A 17,856-nucleotide genomic window follows, 5' to 3' on the forward strand; every position below is an offset into this window, starting at 1 on the left:
GGCTCCCCGCTCAGCCGAACATGCCCGTCACCTGCGCCAGCAGCCGGAAGGCCCGGCCCGAACGGCTGTCGACCGCGGCGGCAAGGGTCGGGTCGTTCATGTCGGCCGCCGCGCGGGACAGGGTGCGGTCATACTGGCGCAGGAAGTGGTGGCCGGCATCGCGGAACACCTCGTCCTCGCGCATCAGCATCGCCGCGGTGTCCAGCGCGGCCGGGTCGCCGATGTCGCCCAGCGCCTGCGCGCCGCTGCGCTGGCCCTCCAGAAAGCGCCGCCAGCCCTGTGCATCGGCGCGGCTGTCGGGCAGGTCGTCCATATAGACGCCGTGCCCGGCCAGCAGGGTGATGACATCCTGCGCCGCCCGGATGCAGCGCGCCGTTTCCGGGTCGGCCAGCGCCTTGCGCAGCGCCGCAATGGCCGCATGGTCGTCCGGCCCGTCCGGGAAATCGAAGGCCGCGACAAGCTCATCCGGCGAGATCCGGACCGCCTCGGGCGGGTCCAGGGGCAGATCGCTCTGCCTCGGCTCGCCCTGCCGCAGGCCGGCCTGCTTCTGCTCGGGCCGGGCGGGGCGCGGGGCCGGGCGCAGCGCGGCAAGGGCAGTGCGGCCCGGCGCGGCGGGCAGGGCGGCGTCACGGTCGGCCGCGGCACGCTCGTCGGGGCGCAGCGCCTCCATCCGGGCGCGCAGCATGGCCGCTTCGGCACGCAGGTCGGCCAGCATCCGGGCCAGCCCGACCGCGGTCCAGATCAGCACCAGCGGCAGGACCACCCCGACCAGCGCGGCCAGCCGCCCCAGCCCTGACGCGGAGCCATCCGACGGCCCGGCCAGCCAGAACAGCAGCACCAGCAGCACCCAGGCCAGCGTGGCCGCGGCACCCGCGATCGACGCGCGATCCCCGCCCCGCCGGCCCGCCAGGCGGGAACGCAGCCGCGCGATCGCCTCATTCATAGCGGATCGCAAGGATCTCGTAGGATTTCTGCCCCCCAGGCGTGACCACCTCGACGCTGTCACCCTCGTCCTTGCCGATCAGGGCCCGTGCGAGGGGCGAGCGCACGTTCAACAGGCCGCGTTCAAGATCGGCCTCCTGCTCGCCCACGAGCTGGAACAGCTTTTCCTCGCCCGTGTCCTCGTCCACCAGGGTGACGCGGGCACCGAACTTGATGCTGCCCGACAGCTTCGAGGGGTCGATCACCTCGGCACGCGACAAGATGCCCTCAAGCTCCTTGATGCGGCCTTCGATGAAGGACTGCTTTTCGCGGGCGGAATGATATTCGGCGTTCTCGGACAGGTCGCCATGTTCGCGCGCTTCGGCGATCGCGCGGATCACGGCCGGGCGGTCATTGGCCTTCAGCCCGCGCAGTTCCTCGTCCAGCAGGTCAAAGCCTGCCCGCGTCATCGGTATCTTTTCCATCGCGCCCTCGTGCGGAAACGCCCCCGGCAATGTCGCGGGGGCGTCTGGTTCGGGCCGCATCGTGGCGCAGTGCCGTTCCTGACGCAAGCGCCCTTGCCCGGCGGCGGGCCAGCGGCGGGCGATTGCACCGCAGCGACACGGAGCCTTGCGGTTGTTTCACGCCCCGGATGTGAATATGCAGCTATCAACCGACCAAGCCCCGCCACCGTCACGAGGAAAGCAGCCATGGCCGATATCGAACGCGAATCGATGGAATTCGACGTGGTGATCGTCGGCGCCGGGCCGGCGGGCCTGTCAGCGGCCATCCGCCTCAAGCAGATCGACCCCGATCTGAATGTCGTGGTGCTGGAAAAGGGGTCCGAGGTGGGCGCCCATATCCTGTCGGGCGCGGTGCTGGACCCGGTGGGGCTGAACGCGCTGATCCCCGACTGGAAGGAAAAGGGCGCCCCCATCCGCACCGAGGTCAAGTCCGACAGCTTCGTCGTCCTTGGCCCGTCCGGTTCGGTGCGCATCCCCAACTGGCCGATGCCGCGCCTGATGTCCAACCACGGCAACTACATCGTCAGCATGGGCAATGTCTGCCGCTGGCTGGCCGAGCAGGCCGAGGGGCTGGGGATCGAGATCTTTCCCGGCATGGCCGCCTCGGCCCTGGTCATGGAGGGCGAGCGCGTCGCCGGCGTCGTCGCGGGCGAAATGGGCAAGCAGTCGGACGGCACCCCCGGCCCGTCCTATGAGCCGGGGATGGAGCTGCGCGGCAAGTATGTCTTCATCGCCGAGGGCGTGCGCGGCAGCCTCGCCAGGCAGCTGATCGAGAAATACGACCTGTCCGCCGGGCACGAGCCGCAGAAGTTCGGCATCGGCATGAAGGAAATCTGGGAGATCGACCCCGCCAAGCACCGCGAGGGGACGGTCGTTCACACGATGGGCTGGCCGCTGGGCAAGAATGCGGGCGGCGGCAGCTTCATCTATCATGCCGAGAACAATCAGGTGTTCATCGGCTTCGTCGTTCACCTGAACTATGCCAACCCCTATCTTTATCCCTATGCCGAGTTCCAGCGCTTCAAGCACCACCCGATGGTTGCCGAACTGCTCGAGGGCGGCAAGCGCGTCGCCTATGGCGCGCGGGCGATCAGCGAGGGCGGCTGGCAATCGATCCCGAAACTGACCGTGCCGGGCGCGGCGCTGCTGGGCTGTTCGGCGGGCTTCGTGAACGTCCCCCGCATCAAGGGCAACCACAATGCCATCCTGTCCGGCATCGCCGCCGCCGAGGCGGCTGCCGCCGCAATCAAGGCCGGGCGCGAGGGCGACGAGCTGACCGACTATGAGGCCGATGTCCGTTCGGGCGAGATCGCGCGCGATCTCAAGCGGGTGCGCAACGTCAAGCCGGCCTGGTCGCGCACCGGCATGATCGGCAGCCTGATGCTGGGCGGGATCGACATGTGGGGGGCGGGCATCTTCAACCGCAACGTCCTGTTCACCTGGAAGCACGGCAAGACCGACGCTGCCGCGACCGGCAAGGCCGCCCGATACAAGCCGATCGACTACCCCAAGCCCGACGGCAAGCTGTCCTTCGACCGGCTGACCAATGTGGCTTTTTCCTTTACCAACCACGAGGAAAGCCAGCCCTGCCACCTGCGGCTGAAGGACCCGAGCGTTCCGATCCGGGTCAACCTGCCCGAATATGCCGAACCGGCGCAGCGATACTGCCCGGCGGGGGTCTATGAGGTGGTCGAGGATGCGAGCGTTCCTGAGGGCGCGCGGTTCGTCATCAATTTCCAGAACTGCGTCCATTGCAAGACCTGCGACATCAAGGACCCCTCGCAGAACATCGTCTGGACGACCCCCCAGGGCGGCGACGGGCCGAATTATCCCAACATGTGAGCGCATCGCCCGCAGACCCGGCGTTGCCGCCGCCTGCGGCAATCGCTAGGGTCGGGGCTCGTCCATCAGCCGATGCGGGGCCGTTGCCAGCGATGAAACCTATCCTGATCCTCGCGGTGGCCGGCGGGCTGTGCGCCCCGGCCATGGCCCAAGCCCCCGCCGCGCTTTCCGCCGCGCCCCGCGCCGCATCCCTGACCGGCTTGCCGCTGCGCCTTGCGCAGGCGGAGGCCGCCCCGGCCGGAACGCAGCCCCGCACCGCCACGGACGGCGCGCGCGATCCGGCCGCGCCTGCTGCCGCGATGGCGCCCGTCCCCGGCCGCGCCGGCCCCTACCTTGCCGCGCGCCTTGCCGCGGCGCGCAGCGATTATGCCCCTGCCGCGCGCTATTTCCGCCAGGCCGTGCGGAACGATCCGGCCGACATCTTCCTGCAGGATGGCGCGCTGGTGTCGCTGGTGTCGGCTGGTGAGATGGGCGATGCCGTCGCGCTGTCGGACAATCTCGTGCGCTCGAACAAGGCGACCGAACTGGCCGGGCTGATCGCGCGCGTGGAAATGGCCCGCAAGGGCGACTGGGCGGGCGTCCTGAAATCGCTGGACGAGCGGCCCTCGACCGCCGACGGGGCGGCGGGGCCGCTGCTGGACGGCATGATCCGCGCCTGGGCGCAACTGGGCGCGGGCCGCGCCGGGGATGCCTTCGCCACGCTGGAGCATCTGTCCAAGACCCGCGGGGCGGGGGGGATCGCGCAGTATCAGCTCGCGCTGGCCAAGGCCAGCGTGGGGGATTACGAGGCGGCCGAAAAGGCGCTGCGCGCGCCCGAGGCGTCGGGCCATCTGGGCGGCATCACCGCGCGGGTCCAGGTGCTTTCCCAGCTGGAGCGCAATGACGAGGCCATCAAGGTGCTGGATGGCGTCGACGCGCTGGAGACAGAGCCGTCGCTGAAGGCGATGCGCGCCCGGCTGGCGGCTGGCGAAACGCTGCCCTTCGACGTGGTCGGATCGCCGGTTGCGGGGCTGGCGCAGGTCTTCGTCACCTTCGGCGGGGTGCTGATGGGGGGCGAGGATACCGATCAGCTGGCGCTGATCTATGCGCGGCTGGGGCAATATCTTGACCCGCAGATGGCCGATGCGCAGTTGCTGGCGGCCCAGTTGCTGCAATCGGCCGGCCAGTTCGACCTGGCGGAAAAGGAATTCGACGGCCTGCGCGCCAAGGGCGACCTGCGCCCCGGCGCCGAGCTTTCCCGCATCGACGCGCTGGCCCGCGCCGGCCGGGGCGATGATGCCGAGGCGGCCGCCCGCCGCCTGACCGAGGCCTGGCCCGATCTGCCCGCAGCCTGGATGGCGCTGGGTGATCTGCTGCGCCAGCATGACCGCTTTGCCGAGGCCGTGCCCGTCTATGACGAGGCGCTCAAGCGGCTGCAGAAGACGGATGATCCGCAGGCAAGCTGGTTTGCGCTGTATGCGCGCGGCATCGCCTTGGAACGCACCGGCCAGTTCGACCGGGCGGATGCCGATTTTCAGGCCGCGCTCAAGCTTCAGCCGGAGCAGGCGCCGATCCTGAACTATCTCGGCTACAGCTGGGTCGATCGCAACATCCGGCTGAACGAGGGGCTGAAGCTGATCGAAAAGGCCGTGGCGCTGCGCCCGGACGATGGCTACATCCTCGATTCGCTGGCCTGGGCGCATTACCGCATGGGCCATTATGCCCAGGCCGTCGATCCGATGGAAAAGGCGGTCGCGGCCATGTCCTCGGACAGTCTGGTCAATGACCATATGGGCGACATCTACTGGATGGTCGGGCGCAAGCGCGAGGCCGAGATCCAGTGGAAACGGGCGCTGAGCCTTTACAAGCCCGACGATACCGACACCGACCTGAACCGCATCCGCGCCAAGCTGGAGGTCGGGCTGGATGCGGTGCTGGCCGCGGAAAAGGCCAATGGGGGCAAGCTGCCGCAAGGGTTCGGCCAGCCGCCTGCGCCCCCCGCCCCCGGCCCGGCGGCCGCCCCGGCCGAGGCCGCCGATCCGTCCCTGCCGCCTTCCGCCCCTGCGGACGCGCCGCCCAAGCCGTGACCGCCCCCGCCCGCGAGCCGGCGACCCAGCCGGCCACCCAGCCGGCGCCGGCCAAGATCAACCTGGCGCTGCACGTCACGGGGCGGCGGGACGACGGCTATCACCTGCTCGATTCGCTGGTGGTGTTCACGGCGCTGGGCGACAGGGTGACGGTTGCGCCCGGCCCCCCGTCGCTGCGCCTGACGGGACCGTTCGCCCATGCTGTCCCCGGCGGCGAGGACAACCTGGTGCTGCGCGCGGCGCGTGCGGTCGGGGCGGGGGCTGCGATCACGCTGGACAAGCATCTGCCCCCCGCCTCGGGAATCGGGGGCGGCACGGCCGATGCGGCTGCGGTGCTGCGCGCGCTCGGCCGTGTGCCCCGGCGCCCCGAGATGCTGGGCGCCGACCTGCCCGCCTGCCTGGTCAGCGCGCCCTTGCGGATGCGCGGGGTGGGCGAGCTGCTCGACCCTGTGGCCGGGCTGCCGCTGCTGGATCTGGTACTGGTCAATCCGGGCATCGAGGTGCCCACCCCTGCCGTCTTCGCGGCGCTGGAGCGGCGGGACAATCCGGGGCTGCCGCCTTGGGGCGGGGGCACGCGCGCGGCGCTGCTGGAATGGCTGGGGCAGACGCGCAACGACCTGCAAGGCCCCGCGCTGCGCCTGGCGCCGGTCATCGGCGACTGCCTGGCGGCACTGGCCGGGCAGGGGGCGGGCTTTGTCCGCATGTCGGGTTCGGGGGCGACCTGCTTTGGCATCTTTGCCGATGGCGCAGGCGCCGAGGCGGCCGCGGCGCGCCTGGCCGCAGCGCGGCCGGACTGGTGGGTCAGGGCCACCCGCACCATCGAGGGGCTACCCCTCGCATTGCCGCAGGGCTAAGGCTGGTGCAGCAGGAAAGGGGGGCGTGATGCTGCGTCTGGGTGTGAATATCGACCATGTCGCCACCGTGCGGAACGCGCGCGGCACGCCATGGCCCGATCCGCTGCGCGCCGCGCTGATGGCCCAGCAGGCCGGCGCGGACGGCATCACCGCGCATCTGCGCGAGGATCGCCGCCATATTTCGGATGCCGACATCGCGCATCTGGCCGATGCGCTTGACGTGCCGCTGAACCTTGAAATGGCGGCCACGGCCGAAATGCAGGCGATCGCCCTGCGCCATCGCCCCCATGCTGTCTGCCTCGTTCCCGAAAAGCGCGAGGAACGCACGACCGAAGGGGGGCTGGACGTGGCCGGCGATCTGGCGCGCCTGGCCGATTATGTCGCCCCCCTGCGCGAGGCGGGCAGCCGCGTGTCGCTGTTCATCGGCCACGATCCCCGCCAGATCGAGGCTGCGGCCGCCGCCGGCGCGGCCGTCGTCGAACTGCACACCGGGGCCTATTGCGATTTCGACACCGCAGGCGACATCGCCCGGCGCGATGCCGAGCTTGCCGGCCTGGCCGAGGGCGCGCGCCTGGCCGCCTCGCTGGGGCTCGAGGTGCATGCGGGCCATGGGCTGACCTTCGACACGGTCGGCCCGATCGCCGCGCTGCCGCAGATCGCCGAACTGAACATCGGCCATTTCCTGATCGCCGAGTCGATCTTTACCGGCCTTGGTCCCGCGATCGCGCAGATGCGCCGGCGCATGGATGCGGCGCGGGCGCCGGCATGATCCGGCCGGTCCTGATCGCGGCCGCGGCCCTCGCCCCGCTGTCCGGTCATGCGGCGGCGGTGCGCCAATGCGACGGAACCGCCAGCGCCTGGAACCTGGCCGAGCCGTGGGAGCAGCATTCCGCAAGCTATGCCCAGGGCGCCATCCGGGTCGCGGTGCTGGACACGATTGAGCCGGCAGGCGCCCCGGTGCAGCTTTTGGTGCTGGCGCCGCCGCTCGATGAGATCGGCGCGCGCCGCTGCCGGATCGTCTCGCTTAGCGCCGAGGGGTCGGGGTTCTACGATCTCGACTTTCCGGGGCGCAAGGGCAGCTATGACCCCGCGCGCGGGCTGACGCTGACCATTCCGGCCAAACGCTTTGACCCCCGGTCAGGGCAGGGCCGCCCCGCCACGCTGACCGTGACCATCGACCAGAACTCCGGCGCGATCGCGGCCGATCTGGTGCCCTGAACCATGCGGTTGCTGCGCGGGTTGCTGCGCGCCCTGCGCTGGACGCTCGCGGCGCTGGGCGGCATCTGGTCGGTGCTGATGATGCTGCTGATGGCCGGCTCGCTGGCGCTGAGTGTGGCAATAGCGGTGGTGCCTGCAGTCTTTGCGGCCGTATCGGGCGCAGTCGAATCGGTGACCGAGATCCGCTCGCTTTATAGCCGGCAGGTGGCGCGCGAGGCAGGATTGACGGGCGATCTTGCCCGCGCCGAGCGCCGCGCCGCAGCCGAGGCGGCCGAGCGGCGCGCCATCAGCGGCCGCGCCGACAACCTTGCCCGCGCGCTGGCCGAAAGCCGCGCCGCCGGTCCGCGGCTTGCGCGCGAGGCCGCCGACAGCACGGTGACCTATCGCGGCCAGCGCATGGCCGCGCGCGCTGCCGTCAAGGACACCGCCGCCCGCGTCTCGCGCCGCACCGCATTTGCCGCGACCCGCAATGTCGGCAGCATGGCGGGCGAGGCGCTGCCCGTCATCGGCATCGGCGTCATCGCCGCCGCCACCGCGTGGGAGATGCACGACGCCTGCCAGATGATGGGCGAGATGCGGGCCCTGGACGCGGCCTTCAACCCCGAGAACCCGATTTCCGATGACGAGGTCTGCGGGATGAAGGTTCCCTCCCGCGCCGAGCTTTGGTCGATGGTAAAGGCCAGCCCCGCGACCATATGGGACAGCACGCGCGCCATGTATGCCGGGTTGCCCGAGCTGTCGCTGACCGGAGCCTATGACCGCGCCCTTGCCTGGCTTGGCGGCACCTGGGGCTGGGTCTTCGGTGAAGATCCCGCCCCCGAGGCCGCCGCCGGGGCGGGTGCCGAAGCCGAGCCGCCCGCCCCTGCCGCCCTCAACCCGCTCGACTGGTTGGGTGGACGATGATCCTCGGCATCGGCACCGATCTGTGCAACATCGACCGCATCGCGGCCGTGCTGGAACGCCACGGCGACCGCTTTCGCAACCGCGTGTTCACCCCGACCGAACTTGCCCGTGCCCGCCGCCGCCCGCACGAGGCGGCGACGCTGGCCAAGCGATGGGCGGCCAAGGAGGCCTGCAGCAAGGCGCTGGGCACCGGGCTGGCGATGGGGATCGCCTGGCGCGACATGGCGGTATCCAACCTGGCCTCGGGCCAGCCGGGCATGGCCCTGACGGGCTGGGCCGCCGAACGGCTGGCGGCGATGACCCCGCCGGGGCACCGCGCCCGCATCCATGTCACCCTGACCGACGATCACCCCTGGGCGCAGGCCTTCGTGGTGATCGAGGCGCTGGCCGAGAATGGGCCCCACCCATCCGGCGGCGCTTGACTTCCCCGGCCGGGCCTGCCCAAGAACCCGCTAATAAGAACCGACGAGGACGACATGGCGCGCAGCACGGCCAGGGAAAAGGGCGGCATCTGGGAAACGGTCAAGACCGTGTTCTGGGCGCTGCTCATCGCGGGCGTGTTCCGCACGCTGTTCTTCCAGCCGTTCTGGATCCCCTCCGGCTCGATGAAGGACACGCTGCTGATCGGGGACTTCCTGTTCGTCAACAAGATGGCCTATGGCTATTCGCGCCATTCCTGTCCCTTCTCGCTGTGCCCCGTTTCGGGCCGCATCCTGGGGCGCGAGCCGCAGCGCGGCGACGTGGTGGTGTTCCGCCACCCCACGCGCGGGGTCGATTTCGTCAAGCGGGTGATCGGCCTGCCGGGCGATACGATCCAGGTGACGCAGGGGCAGGTGATCCTGAACGGCCAGCCCGTTCCGCAGACCCCGAACGGGGTCTTCGCCGAGGCCAAGCTGCCGCAGGGTCCGGGCCGCAACCTGCCGCGCTGCTGGAACGAGCCGGTCGCCGAGGGGGGGCTGTGCGAAAAGCAGCGATTCACGGAAACCCTGCCCAATGGCGTCGAGCATGACGTGCTGAACATCCTTGATGACTGGCCGCTGGACGACACCCCCGTCTTCACCGTCCCGGCGGGCAGCTATTTCTTCATGGGCGACAACCGCGACAATTCCGAAGACAGCCGCGTGCCTGCCGTCGCCGGGGGCCTGGGCTTTGTCCCGGCCGAATATCTGATCGGGCGCGCCGACCGGATCATGTTCTCGGCCGCGGGCAGTTCGCTGCTGTATTTCTGGACATGGCGGGCGGACCGTTTCTTCCGGGCCGTGCACTGATGGCATGGCGGCGGTGAAGCTGTCGGCCGAGCTGCGCGCCTTTCAGGCGCGGCTGGGGCATGATTTCGCCGACCCCGCCTTGCTGGTGCGCGCCCTGACCCATAGCAGCCTGTCATCGCCCACGCGGCCCGACAACCAGCGGCTGGAATTCCTGGGCGACCGCGTGCTGGGCCTGACCATTGCCGAGGCGCTGCTGCGGCAGGACCGCGGCGCGAGCGAGGGCCAGCTTGCGCCCCGGCTGAACGCGCTGGTGCGCGGCGAGACCTGCGCCGAGATCGCCCGCCAGATCGGCTTGGGCGAGATGCTCAAGCTGGGCCGGTCCGAGATGATGACCGGCGGGCGCCGCAAGGACGCCCTGCTGGGCGACGCGATGGAGGCGGTGATAGCCGCCGTCTATCTGGACGGCGGATTCGCGGCGGCGCGGGCGATGATCCTGCGCCTGTGGGGCGACCGGATCGCCGGGGCCGAGGCGGCATCGTTCAACCCCAAGACGGCCTTGCAGGAATGGGCGCAGGCGCAGGGCATGGGATTGCCCCGCTATCACGTCGCCGAACGCAGCGGACCCGATCATGCCCCCAGCTTTCGCATTGTCGTGATCCTGGACGACGCCCGCAGCGCCGAGGCAAGCGGCGCGGGCACCAAGCGCAGCATCGAACAGGCCGCCGCCCAGGCGATGCTGGACAAGATCGGAGTGACGCAATGACCCAGCCCGGCGATTCCGCCCGCCCTGACCCGGCCCGACCCGAGTCGGATCACCCGGCCCATCCCGATCCGGCCGCTGCCGGGGATGCCGCTTCTGCCGGGCCGACCCGCGCCGGTTTCGTCGCCCTGATCGGCGAGCCGAACGCCGGCAAATCGACCCTGCTGAACCGGCTGGTCGGGGCCAAGGTCTCGATCGTCACGCACAAGGTGCAGACGACGCGGGCGCGCATTCGGGGCATCGCCATGCATGGGGCCAGCCAGGTCGTGTTCGTGGACACGCCCGGCATTTTCCGCCCGCGCCGGCGGCTGGACCGCAGCATGGTCGCCGCCGCCTGGGGCGGGGCAGCCGATGCCGATATCGTGGTCTTGCTGATCGAGGCGCATCGGGGCCTGACCGACGGCGTGCGCGCCATCCTCGACAGCCTGCAGGGCAAGGCGGGCCAGACCCCCGTCGCGCTGGCGATCAACAAGATCGACCGCGTCAAGGCCGAGGAACTGCTGGCCCTGTCGCAGGCCATGAACGAGGCCTATCCTTTCCTGCGCACCTTCATGATCTCGGCCGAACGGGGGCATGGCACGGGCGACCTGCTGGACTGGCTGGCGGCCGAGGTGCCGGCCGGCCCCTGGCTTTATCCCGAGGATCAGATCGCCGACCTGCCTATGCGCATGATCGCGGCCGAGATGACGCGCGAAAAGCTGACCCTGCGGCTGCACGAGGAAATCCCCTATCAGCTGACAGTGGAAACCGAACACTGGCAGGAACGCGAGGACGGCAGCGCCAGGATCGACCAGGTGATCTACGTCACGCGGCCCGGCCACAAGGGCATCGTGCTGGGCAAGGGGGGCGAGACGATCAAGGCCGTCAGCACCGCCGCGCGGGCCGAGATCGCCGCCTTCATGGGCCGCCCGGTGCATCTGTTCCTGCGCGTCGCGCTGCGCGAGAACTGGCTCGACGAGGCCGAGCGCTATCGCGAAATGGGGCTGGATTACCGGGACGGCGACTGATGGAGCCGCGCCTGACCGCGGGGCTGCGGGTCGCGGCGCTGTTGCGGCGGGCCGATCTTGCCGGGCGGGGGGCCTATGTGCTGCGCCGCGGCGACGATATGGCGGGCGCCATCGCGCTGGGCGTCCTGCGCCCCTCGGGCAGGGCCGAGCTGTGGTCGCAGGAATACGACATGGCCACCGACACCCGCCCCTGGGTGCTGCAGGCCAGCGGCACCCCCGCCGAGATCGACGCCGCCGCCACTCGCCGGCGCGCCGCCGATCCCGACCTGTGGGTGATCGAGCTTGAGCTGCCCGAGGATCAGGCCCCCGGCGCGCTGATCGACTGACTTGCATGCGCCGGGCCGGTTGATAAAGCTGCACGCGGATCATCGCAGGCCAGCCTTTCATGACGCCGACCCCTTGCCGGACCCCCCCTGATGCCCAGGGGGCCGGGCCATCCCTGATGCGGTCGGCATGCATGGGGGCGCTGCAGGCGTTGCCCTTTCTGCTGGTGCTGGTTCCCTTTGCGCTGCTGTTCGGGGTGGTGGCGACCGCCTCGGGGCTGAAGGTTGCGCAGACAATGGGGTTCTCGGTTCTGGTGCTGGCGGGGGCCTCGCAGTTTTCCGCGTTGCAGCTGCTGAACGATCATGCGCCGGTGCTGATCGTGCTGGCCTCGTCCCTGGCCATCAACCTGCGCATGGCGATGTATTCCGCCTCGCTGACGCCATGGCTGGGCCGCGCGCCAGCATGGCAGCGGGCGGTGATCGCCTATGTCTTGATCGACCAGACCTATGGGCTGGCGATCCAGAGGTTCGAGCGGCAGCCGCAGCTTTCGGTGACCCAGCGCGTTGCCTATGTCTTCGGCGCCTCGCCGGTGCTGTGCCTGCCCTGGATCGCCTCTACCTATGTCGGGGCGACGGCGGGATCGCTGATCCCGGCGCATTGGCCGCTGGATTTCGCCGTGCCCATCACCTTTCTGGCGATGATCGCGCCGATGCTGCGCACGCTGGCGCATCTGGCGGCGGCGGGCGTGTCGGTTGCGGCGGCGCTGGCGATGGCGGGGCTGCCCTCGGGGACGGGCGTTCTGCTTGCCGGCCCGCTGGGCATGGCGGCAGGCGCGCTGGTCGAGACATGGCAAGGCCGCCGCACCGCCCGCGCGCGGGGCTGAGATGGGCGGCTATTCCGACCTGACCATCTGGACGGTGATCGTGGTGCTGGGGATCGGCACCTATCTGATGCGCTGGTCGTTCCTGGGCGCGGTGGGAAACCGGCCGCTGCCCGAATGGGCGCAGCGGCTGCTGCGCTATACGGCGGTCGCCGTGCTGCCGGCGCTGGTCGCTCCGCAGGTGATCTGGCCGGCGGCCACGCAGGGCCATCCCGATCCGGCGCGGCTGCTGGCCGCCGCGGTCACCGTCGCGGCCGGTCTGCTGACCCGCCATACCCTCTGGGCGATCCTGGCAGGCGGAGCCGCGCTGGCCCTTGGCATGGGGCTGATGGGCTGAGCGAAGCGCCCGCCGGCCCCATCCGGCTGCGGGCAGGCCCTTGGGGGAGGGCCGGGATCAGCCCGGCCGGCGCACCAGCCTGCCGCGTTCGTAGCCCTCGATCGAGCCGTCCTTCTGGCGCAGCAGGACATCGTGGTTGTTCGCCGGATCGCCGTCCTGATAGCGATGCGAGACGACGCCCGGCAGCGTCAGGAACCATGCCCGCAGCTTGAGCGGGCTGAACCCGGTCGGCGCGCCCTCGAACCCCGGCACGCGGCGCAGCACCCGGCCGGTATTCACGGCGCAGAAGCTCTTGTTCGAGGGGCCTTCGCCCTCGGCCGAACGGATTGCCGCATCGGCCACCGCCAGGCTGACCGGCACGGTATCCTGCGCGACCCAATAGGTCGAACGGGCGTGGTAATCGATGTAGAAATGCAGGAAGTTGTCGGTGATCCCGTACAGGACGTCATGGCGTTCGGGGATGCGCGGGTGTTCCCAGCTGCCGGCCGGGTCATAGATCACCCGCTGGCTGCCATTGATCATCAGCGCCGAATGGCCGCCTTCGCCGCGCGGGATTCCGATCACCGTCAGCAGCGAGATCGAGGGCGGATCGTCCGAATGATAGCGCGCCGCCCGCACCGTGGCGTCATCGGCCCATTTGTTGTCCGCCCCGCAGGCCGCCAGCGCAGCCGGCAGCGCCAGCGCGATAAAGGATCGCCGTTGCATCGTTGCTGTCCCTCAGTCCCGCCGCTTGTTCCGGGGGGTTCCGTATCGCTCAGGCGTTGGAAAGCGCCAGGAAGATCAGGATCGCGATGATGGCGATCACGTTCCACTTGAGCATGCTGACAAAGCCGTCGAACGTGCGCTGGTGCGCGGCAAGGTCGGTCACGCTGTCGGTGCCCTGCCCATGGGTGTTCGCGGCCCCGTGGGTGATGTGTCGTGTCTGGATCGTGGCCATCCTGCGGTCCCTTGCCCCTTGTGCCCTTGCGCGTCCTGTCCCTGCGCCGCCCGTCCTGTCCGGGTCCGGCATGGATGGCCGGGCCGGGACGCAGGGCGGCGCCCGTGTCCTGCTAGCCGAAATGCGCCGCGCTGTCACGCCCCGCCGGCGCGCCCCAGATCACGCCGCCCTCGGGCGTCAGGCCGATCTCGCAGGCCAGGCCGCGCGCGGCCAGCGCGTTGACATGGGCGACCGCTTCGACAAGCGCGAGGCCGTATTCGCCCTCGCCAATGCGGCGGCGGAACAGCACGTCGAAACAGTCGGCCGCCGTGCGCGGCCGTTCGGCCAGCGAGGCGGCCAGCCGCGCCAGCGCCGATTCGTGGTTCTCGGCCAGCTGTGCCAGCCGTTCGGGCAGGCCGCGATAAGGCAGCTTGTGCCCCGGCAGGATCAGCTGCCGCGCATTCGCAAGCGGCGCAAGATGGGCGCAGCTGTCCAGCCAGTCCTGCACCGGATTGGCGCCCGGCTCGGTCGCATGCACGCCGAGATTGGGCGAAATTCCGGGCAGCAGCTGATCCCCCCCGATCACCAGATCAGCATCGGCGCCGAACAGCACCAGATGTTCGGGCGCATGGCCATGGCCAACCGCCACATGCCAGTCGCGCCCGCCCAGATGCAGGGTCTGTCCTTCGCAAACGCGGGTATAGCCCAGCGGCAGGGGATGGGTCACATCGGCGCTGTTGACGGGGCGCTCGGCGCCGCGCCGCGCCAGTTGCGCGCTGTCCATCCCGGCGCGCCGCCAGAAGCAGACCTGCTGCGGCGTGGGCCGTTCCTGCACGTCCAGCTGCAGCATCCGCGCCATCAGCCAGGCGGTGCGGCTGGCCAGCAGCGCCGCCCCCTGCTGCATGAACCATCCCGCAAGGCCGACATGATCCGGGTGATGATGCGTCACCAGCACCCGCCGGACAGGGGCGCCCTCCAGCGGGCCGTCCATCAGGCGCTGCCAGACCGCTCGGGCGGCGGGCGTATCGAACCCTGTGTCCACGATCGTCCAGCCGTCCGGCTCGCGCAGCGCATAGCAGTTGACGTGATCAAGCCGCATGGGCAGCGGCAGGCGCATCCACAGGATGCCGGGCGCGACCTCTGCCGCCTCGCCCTCGGGCGGGGCGGCGTTCCAGGGGTGGACGATGCCGGTGGCAGCAGCCGCGGCCGGGGCCGGCACGCCGGCCTTCCCGGCCCGCCCTTCTGCCTCATCCGCCGTAGCGGGGGCGTCGGCCTGCCCGGCCTGCCCGGCGGTCATGCCGCCCCGGCAAGGGCTGCGTCAGGGATCGAATCCAGGTCGGCGACGCCTGCCCGCGCCTCGGCCAGGTCGCCCGCATTGCGGGGCAGGATGCGGGTGACGAAGACCCGCGCCAGCAGCCTGCGCGCTTCATCCCCCTCGCGCGCGGCAAGCAGATGGACATGCGCCCCCAGCACCCGCGCAAAGGCCGACAGATAGGGGACCGAGCCGGCATAACGGTCCTGCATCGAGGCGCCGGCCATGGCGGCGGTTGCCTCGCGCAGGCTTTCGGCGGCTTCCTGCACGGCCTGGGCCAGATCCGGCATGGCCGCCCGCGCCGCTTCGGCGCCTTCCAGCACCTCGTCGATCAGGCGCAAGGCGGCCTCGCCCCCGTCCATCATCTTGCGGCCCACCAGGTCCATCGCCTGGATGCCGTTGGTGCCTTCATAGATCGGGGTGATGCGCACGTCGCGCAGATACTGGGCGGCGCCGGTCTCCTCGACATAGCCCATCCCGCCATGCACCTGCACGCCCATATCGGCCACGCGCACGCCGACATCGGTGCCCCAGGCCTTGGCGATCGGGGTCAGGAAGGCTGCGCGCGCGACGTAGTCGGCGTCGCCGGTGGCCGCGGCAAGGTCCAGCGCCTGCGCGCAGGCCAGGCAGATCGCGCGGGCGGCGAACACCTCGGCCCGCGCGGCGGCCAGCATCCGGCGCACATCGGCGTGGCGGATGATCGGCCCCATCTGGTTGCGTTCGGCCGCATAGGCGGCGGCCTGCTGCAAGGCGGCCTCGGCCACGGCAACCCCCTGCACGCCGACGGCAAGGCGGGCATTGTTCATCATCGTGAACATTGCCGCCATGCCCTTGTTCTCCTCGCCGACCAGCCAGCCGGTCGCGCCCTCGAAGCTCATCACGCAGGTGGGCGAGCCGTGGATGCCCAGCTTGTGTTCCAGGCTGACGACCTTGAGGCTGTTGCCGACACCCGGCCTGCCTTGCTGGTCGGGGATGAACTTGGGCACCATGAACAGGCTGATGCCGCGCGTGCCCGCGCCGGCGCCCGGCAGGCGGGCAAGAACCAGATGGCAGGTGTTTTCCGTCACATCGCTGTCGCCCCAGGTGATGTAGATCTTCTGCCCGGTGATGCGATAGGTGCCGTCGCCCGCAGGTTCGGCGCGGGTGGTCAGCGCCCCCACATCCGAGCCTGCGCCCGGCTCGGTCAGGTTCATCGTGCCGTTCCAGTCGCCGGCGATCAGGCGCGGCAGATACAGCGCCCTGATCTCGTCCGAGGCGTGGTGCTGCAAGGCCTCGATCTGCCCCTGCGTCAGCAGCGGGTTCAGCTGCAGCGACAGGCAGGCGCCCGCCATCATCTCGCTGACAGCGATGTTCAGCGTCTGCGGCAGGCCCGCCCCGCCATGTTCGGGATCGGCCGACAGGCCGATCCAGCCGCCCTCGGCGATGGCCCGGAACCCCTCGGCAAAGCCCGGCGCAGACCGCACCGCGCCGTTTTCCAGCCGCGCCGGGGCAAGATCGCCCGCCCGGTTCAGCGGGGCAAGCACCTCGGAGGTCAGCCGGCCGGCCTCGGCCAGGATCGCGGCCACCGTTTCAGGCGTCGCCTCGGCAAAGCGTCCGGTCGCTGCCACGGGGGCAAGCGGCACCACCTTGTCCAGGATGAATGCGATGTCGGCGACCGGTGCCCGATAAGCCATGCTGCCCCCATTCTGCCGGACCGCGCTGTTGCAAATGCGCGTCGCGGGCGTATTGCGATACGAACAAGGCGCAGCCTAATGCCGCGCCACAGACCCGCAACCCGGAAACACGGTGCGATGACCCACGTTCCCACACTGACCTTGCGTCCCGATCCAGAGGGGATCGCGCATGCCGCCGCCCTGCTGTCGGGCGGGCAGGTCGTCGCCCTGCCCACCGAAACCGTCTATGGCCTGGCTGCCGATGCCCGCAACGCCCTGGCCGTCGCCCGCGTCTATGAGGCCAAGGGCCGGCCCGCCTTCAACCCGCTGATCGTGCATCTGCCCGACGCGGCGGCGGCAGCCGGCATCGGCGTCATCGAGGGCGAGGCGGCGCGGCTTGCGGATGCGTTCTGGCCAGGGCCACTCACGCTGGTCGTGACCCTGCGCCCCGAGGCGGGGATCGCCTCGCTCGTCACGGCGGGGCTGGACAGCGTGGGGCTGAGGGTGCCCGCCCATCCGCTTGCGCGGGCGGTGATGCAGGCGGCGGGTGTGCCGCTGGCGATGCCCTCGGCCAATGCCTCGGGGCGCATCAGCCCGACCCGCGCGGCGGACGTGCTGGACGCGGCCGGGGGCCTCGACGGGCGGATCGCGGCGGTGCTGGACGGGGGCGCCTGTGCCGTCGGGCTCGAATCGACCATCATCGGCTGGCGGGAGGGGCGGGCCACGCTGCTGCGCCCCGGCGGCATCCGGGCCGAGGCGGTCGAGACGGTGCTGGACCGGCGGCTGGCCCGCCCCGAATCGGCCGGCCTGCCCGATTCGCCCGGTCAGCTTGCCAGCCATTATGCGCCCGCCGCCGCCCTGCGGCTCGAGGCGCGGGATGCGGGGCCGGACGAGACGCTGATCGGCTTTGGCCCCGGCGCCGCAAGGTTCAACCTGTCGCCCTCGTGCGATCTGGCCGAGGCGGCGGCCCGCCTGTTCGAGACGCTGCGCGCCGCCGACCGGCTGGGCCGGCCGATCGCGGTGGCCCCGGTGCCGCGGCACGGGCTGGGGCTGGCCATCAACGACCGCCTGTCGCGCGCCGCCGCCCCCCGCCCCGTCAACCCCGCCAGAAACCCCGCCAGCCCCGGTCCGGCCGCCGCCCCGCGGGGCGGGGCGCTCGACTCTGCGGCGCGGTCCTCATAGCCTGCCGTCC

Annotated in this window: 20 protein-coding genes; 14 read left to right on the plus strand and 6 right to left on the minus strand. The window is 70.7% G+C overall.

The features are described from left to right. Positions 1–10 precede the first annotated feature (10 nt). Positions 11–943 carry a hypothetical protein gene (locus tag B0A89_RS07305; RefSeq protein ID WP_085377580.1) on the minus strand — a complete coding sequence of 311 codons (933 nt, stop codon included), beginning with the start codon at positions 941–943 and terminating at the stop codon, positions 11–13. After that, complete coding sequence (gene greA / locus B0A89_RS07310) at positions 936–1,406, minus strand: transcription elongation factor GreA (RefSeq protein ID WP_085378812.1); 471 nt, start codon at positions 1,404–1,406, stop codon at positions 936–938. The genes B0A89_RS07305 and greA overlap by 8 nt, the downstream gene beginning before the upstream one ends. A 225-nt stretch (positions 1,407–1,631) precedes the next feature. On the opposite strand from greA, the gene B0A89_RS07315 reads away from it, so the two are divergent. The 13 genes from B0A89_RS07315 to B0A89_RS07375 all read left to right on the plus strand — a co-directional run bounded on the left by B0A89_RS07315 (position 1,632) and on the right by B0A89_RS07375 (position 12,784). Continuing rightward, positions 1,632–3,287 carry an electron transfer flavoprotein-ubiquinone oxidoreductase gene (locus B0A89_RS07315; protein WP_085377581.1) on the plus strand — a complete coding sequence of 552 codons (1,656 nt, stop codon included), beginning with the start codon at positions 1,632–1,634 and terminating at the stop codon, positions 3,285–3,287. Positions 3,288–3,379: 92 nt separating this feature from the next. Then, a complete protein-coding gene (locus tag B0A89_RS07320) occupies positions 3,380–5,353 on the plus strand; it encodes a tetratricopeptide repeat protein (protein ID WP_240558440.1) in 1,974 nt (657 codons plus the stop codon). After that, on the plus strand, positions 5,350–6,207 hold the full coding sequence (locus B0A89_RS07325; RefSeq protein WP_085377582.1) for a 4-(cytidine 5'-diphospho)-2-C-methyl-D-erythritol kinase: 858 nt from the start codon (positions 5,350–5,352) through the stop codon (positions 6,205–6,207). The genes B0A89_RS07320 and B0A89_RS07325 overlap by 4 nt, the downstream gene beginning before the upstream one ends. A 28-nt stretch (positions 6,208–6,235) precedes the next feature. After that, entirely contained in the window at positions 6,236–6,976 is a 741-nt protein-coding gene (locus B0A89_RS07330) for a pyridoxine 5'-phosphate synthase (RefSeq protein WP_085377583.1), read from the plus strand. Continuing rightward, complete coding sequence (locus B0A89_RS07335; protein WP_085377584.1) at positions 6,973–7,425, plus strand: hypothetical protein; 453 nt, start codon at positions 6,973–6,975, stop codon at positions 7,423–7,425. The genes B0A89_RS07330 and B0A89_RS07335 overlap by 4 nt, the downstream gene beginning before the upstream one ends. A 3-nt stretch (positions 7,426–7,428) precedes the next feature. Then, positions 7,429–8,328 carry a hypothetical protein gene (locus tag B0A89_RS07340; protein ID WP_157115278.1) on the plus strand — a complete coding sequence of 300 codons (900 nt, stop codon included), beginning with the start codon at positions 7,429–7,431 and terminating at the stop codon, positions 8,326–8,328. After that, entirely contained in the window at positions 8,325–8,750 is a 426-nt protein-coding gene (acpS, locus tag B0A89_RS07345; protein ID WP_085377586.1) for a holo-ACP synthase, read from the plus strand. The genes B0A89_RS07340 and acpS overlap by 4 nt, the downstream gene beginning before the upstream one ends. A 54-nt stretch (positions 8,751–8,804) precedes the next feature. Further along, on the plus strand, positions 8,805–9,596 hold the full coding sequence (gene lepB, locus B0A89_RS07350; protein WP_085377587.1) for a signal peptidase I: 792 nt from the start codon (positions 8,805–8,807) through the stop codon (positions 9,594–9,596). A 13-nt stretch (positions 9,597–9,609) separates the two neighbouring features. Then, positions 9,610–10,299 carry a ribonuclease III gene (gene rnc / locus B0A89_RS07355; protein ID WP_085378814.1) on the plus strand — a complete coding sequence of 230 codons (690 nt, stop codon included), beginning with the start codon at positions 9,610–9,612 and terminating at the stop codon, positions 10,297–10,299. Then, the gene (gene era, locus B0A89_RS07360; RefSeq protein ID WP_085377588.1) at positions 10,296–11,303 is read left to right on the plus strand and encodes a GTPase Era; all 1,008 of its coding nucleotides are present in this window, start codon (positions 10,296–10,298) and stop codon (positions 11,301–11,303) included. The genes rnc and era overlap by 4 nt, the downstream gene beginning before the upstream one ends. Continuing rightward, a complete protein-coding gene (locus B0A89_RS07365) occupies positions 11,303–11,629 on the plus strand; it encodes a DUF1491 family protein (protein WP_240558442.1) in 327 nt (108 codons plus the stop codon). Before era ends, B0A89_RS07365 begins: the two co-directional genes overlap by 1 nt. A gap of 116 nt (positions 11,630–11,745) precedes the next feature. After that, positions 11,746–12,450, plus strand: a complete 705-nt coding sequence (locus tag B0A89_RS07370) for an AzlC family ABC transporter permease (protein ID WP_085377590.1) — start codon at positions 11,746–11,748, stop codon at positions 12,448–12,450. Position 12,451: 1 nt separating this feature from the next. After that, positions 12,452–12,784, plus strand: coding sequence for an AzlD domain-containing protein (locus B0A89_RS07375; RefSeq protein WP_085377591.1), 333 nt, complete (start codon positions 12,452–12,454; stop codon positions 12,782–12,784). A gap of 57 nt (positions 12,785–12,841) precedes the next feature. Here B0A89_RS07375 and B0A89_RS07380 read toward each other — a convergent pair whose 3' ends face one another. From B0A89_RS07380 to B0A89_RS07395, 4 genes are all read right to left on the minus strand, one after another. Continuing rightward, entirely contained in the window at positions 12,842–13,489 is a 648-nt protein-coding gene (locus B0A89_RS07380; RefSeq protein ID WP_085377592.1) for a hypothetical protein, read from the minus strand. Positions 13,490–13,538: 49 nt separating this feature from the next. Then, positions 13,539–13,721 (minus strand): aa3-type cytochrome c oxidase subunit IV, encoded by a 183-nt coding sequence (locus B0A89_RS07385; RefSeq protein WP_157115279.1) that lies wholly within the window; start codon positions 13,719–13,721, stop codon positions 13,539–13,541. Positions 13,722–13,833: 112 nt separating this feature from the next. After that, positions 13,834–14,997, minus strand: a complete 1,164-nt coding sequence (locus B0A89_RS07390; protein WP_085377594.1) for an MBL fold metallo-hydrolase — start codon at positions 14,995–14,997, stop codon at positions 13,834–13,836. After that, the gene (locus B0A89_RS07395; protein ID WP_085377595.1) at positions 14,994–16,685 is read right to left on the minus strand and encodes an acyl-CoA dehydrogenase; all 1,692 of its coding nucleotides are present in this window, start codon (positions 16,683–16,685) and stop codon (positions 14,994–14,996) included. The genes B0A89_RS07390 and B0A89_RS07395 overlap by 4 nt, the downstream gene beginning before the upstream one ends. 117 nt (positions 16,686–16,802) lie before the next feature. Here B0A89_RS07395 and B0A89_RS07400 point away from each other — a divergent pair, with 117 nt between their 5' ends. Further along, positions 16,803–17,846 (plus strand): L-threonylcarbamoyladenylate synthase, encoded by a 1,044-nt coding sequence (locus B0A89_RS07400; protein WP_085377596.1) that lies wholly within the window; start codon positions 16,803–16,805, stop codon positions 17,844–17,846. Positions 17,847–17,856: the final 10 nt, after the last annotated feature.

This window comes from Paracoccus contaminans (assembly GCF_002105555.1).
Lineage (GTDB): Bacteria > Pseudomonadota > Alphaproteobacteria > Rhodobacterales > Rhodobacteraceae > Paracoccus > Paracoccus contaminans.